Origin of the sequence: Stutzerimonas stutzeri (genome assembly GCF_002890915.1) — a bacterium.
Classification (GTDB): Bacteria; Pseudomonadota; Gammaproteobacteria; order Pseudomonadales; family Pseudomonadaceae; genus Stutzerimonas; species Stutzerimonas stutzeri_AF.
The window spans coordinates 1-2,526 of the sequence record NZ_POUT01000030.1; the positions used below are offsets into that span (position 1 = coordinate 1).

The window sequence follows — 2,526 nt, forward strand, 5'->3', positions numbered from 1 at the left end:
GTAACCGTCCGCCGAACCCATCTCCCCGCTTCTTCCAGATAACGGCATGGTGTCCACCTATTTTTGGTGGACACCATTTCAAGCCACTTTCTGGAGGGTTTCGTGTCTCGACAGCGCCGTACATTTCCCAAGGCTTTCAAGGCCCAGGTCATCGAAGAGTGCGCCCAGTCCGGGGCATCCGTCGCCGGCGTGGCGCTCAGGCACGGGCTCAATGCCAACCTGGTGCATAAATGGATTCGCAAGCAGCGCGAGCCGCTACCGGTCGTGTCTGCACGCTTTGTCCCGGTGCCGCTCGGCATCCTGCCTACCGAGCGTGCCAGCTCTGAAGGGCTGACGATACGAATCGAAATTCCCTACCACGCCGGCAGTCTGTCGGTGCACTGGCCGGTGCAGGACGGCGAGGGCTGTGCACGTTTGCTGCGCGGGCTGCTCGTATGATCCGTATCGAACGCATCTGGCTTGCCACCGAGCCGATGGACATGCGCGCCGGCACCGAGACCGCCCTGGCCCGCGTCGTTGCGGTGTTCGGTGCGGCAAAGCCGCATTGCGCTTACCTCTTTGCAAATCGCCGCGCCAACCGCATGAAAGTGCTGGTGCATGACGGTGTGGGAATTTGGCTGGCCGCTCGGCGATTGAACCAGGGCAAGTTTCACTGGCCAGGCATCCACCGCGGTTCGGAAGTCGCACTCGACACCGAGCAACTTCAGGCCTTGGTACTCGGCTTGCCTTGGCAGCGGATGGGCTCGGGCGGATCGATCACGGTGCTGTAGCGCCTGCCATTAGCCCATCGCTCAATCGCCTCTGATTAGCTGCTTTTGCGACAATCAGCGGCATGACTTGCGCACCCGATCTCAACGAGTTGACACCTGAACAGCTGCGCGCCTTGGCCGCGCAGTTGCTGTCGCAAGTCGACACGATGGGCAAAAAGATCCACCGCGATCAAGCAGTGATCGAGCAACTCACCCACGAAATCGCACTGCTCAAGCGGTACAAGTTCGCCAAGCGCAGCGAGCAGCTGAGCCCCGACCAGATCAGCCTGCTCGATGAGCTGATCGATACGGACATCGCAGCCATCGAGGCCGAGCTCAAGGCGCTGCATCCGGCGCCCGTCACCGCCCAACCCCGCCAGCAGCCCAAGCGTGCGCCGCTGCCAGCCCAGTTTCCACGAACCCTGATCCATCATGAGCCGGACAACACCCAGTGTGCCTGTGGCTGCCAGCTCAAGCGGATCGGCGAGGACGTCAGCGAAAAGCTCGACTACACCCCGGGCACCTTCACGGTAGAACGTCACATCCGAGGCAAGTGGGTCTGCAACCAGTGCGAGACGCTGATCCAGGCACCCGTACCGGCCCAGGTGATCGACAAAGGCATCCCCACTGCCGGCCTGCTGGCTCATGTCATGGTGGCCAAATACGCCGACCATCTGCCGCTGTACCGGCAAGAGAAGATCTTTGGCCGTGCGGGTCTGGCTATCGCGCGCTCGACATTGGCACAGTGGGTCGGACAAACCGGCGTGCAGCTCCAACCCTTGGTCGACGCCTTGCGCGAAGCGGTACTGGCGCAAGGCGTAATCCACGCCGACGAAACCCCCGTACAAATGCTGGCCCCGGGCGAGAAGAAAACCCATCGGGCTTACGTCTGGGCCTACTGCACCACACCCTTTGCCGACCTGAAGGCGGTGGTCTACGACTTCAGCCCGAGCCGTGCCGGCGAACACGCACGCCACTTCCTCGGTTCCTGGGACGGCAAGCTGGTCTGTGATGATTTCGCCGGCTACAAGGCCAGCTTCGAGCAAGGCATCACCGAAATCGGCTGCATGGCCCACGCCCGGCGCAAGTTCTACGACCTGCACGTGGCGAACAAAAGCCAGTTGGCCGAGCAGGCGCTGCACTCGATCGCCGGCCTGTATGAAATTGAACGGCAAGCGCGCGACATGAGTGCCGAGGATCGATGGCGGATACGGCAAGAAAAATCCTCACCGATCCTCAACATGCTGCATGAATGGATGCTGGCCCAGCGCGATCAGGTACCTGAAGGGTCAGCGACCGCCAAGGCACTCGACTACAGCCTTAAACGCTGGGAAGCGCTGACGCGCTACCTGGACGACGGCGCCGTGCCCATCGACAACAACTGGGTCGAGAACCAGATCCGACCCTGGGCGCTTGGACGCTCGAACTGGCTGTTTGCAGGCTCGCTACGCAGCGGCAAACGGGCGGCGGCGATCATGAGCTTGATCCAGTCGGCGCGCCTTAACGGTCACGACCCGTACGCCTATCTGAAGGACGTGCTCACGCGGCTACCGACACAGCGGGCGAGCGAGATCGAGCAACTCCTGCCGCATCAATGGGTGCCTGCCTAAGCCAAGCAGCCACAGCGGTGTATCACCCCAAACAGCCTACCCGTAATAGTCTCGCACTGATTTTTATGCGTGCAGCGTGTGATACAGAGTAGGCGTGCAGCATGTGATACAGCCTACCCGTGCACCATGTGATACAGCTTCGGAAGATGACTTGGCTGGACGCTTAC

General features: G+C 61.5%; 3 protein-coding genes. All 3 read left to right on the forward strand.

What is annotated here, in order from left to right; translation table 11 throughout:
* Positions 1–102: 102 nt before the first annotated feature.
* The 3 genes from tnpA (at position 103) to tnpC (ending at position 2,359) form a co-directional block, all read left to right on the forward strand.
* Positions 103–438 (forward strand): IS66-like element accessory protein TnpA, encoded by a 336-nt coding sequence (gene tnpA, locus CXK94_RS22150; protein ID WP_230357665.1) that lies wholly within the window; start codon positions 103–105, stop codon positions 436–438.
* Positions 435–770, forward strand: a complete 336-nt coding sequence (gene tnpB / locus CXK94_RS22775) for an IS66 family insertion sequence element accessory protein TnpB (RefSeq protein ID WP_102895895.1) — start codon at positions 435–437, stop codon at positions 768–770. The genes tnpA and tnpB overlap by 4 nt, the downstream gene beginning before the upstream one ends.
* Before the next feature lie 62 nt (positions 771–832).
* Positions 833–2,359 (forward strand): IS66 family transposase, encoded by a 1,527-nt coding sequence (tnpC, locus tag CXK94_RS22160; RefSeq protein ID WP_102895896.1) that lies wholly within the window; start codon positions 833–835, stop codon positions 2,357–2,359.
* Positions 2,360–2,526: the final 167 nt, after the last annotated feature.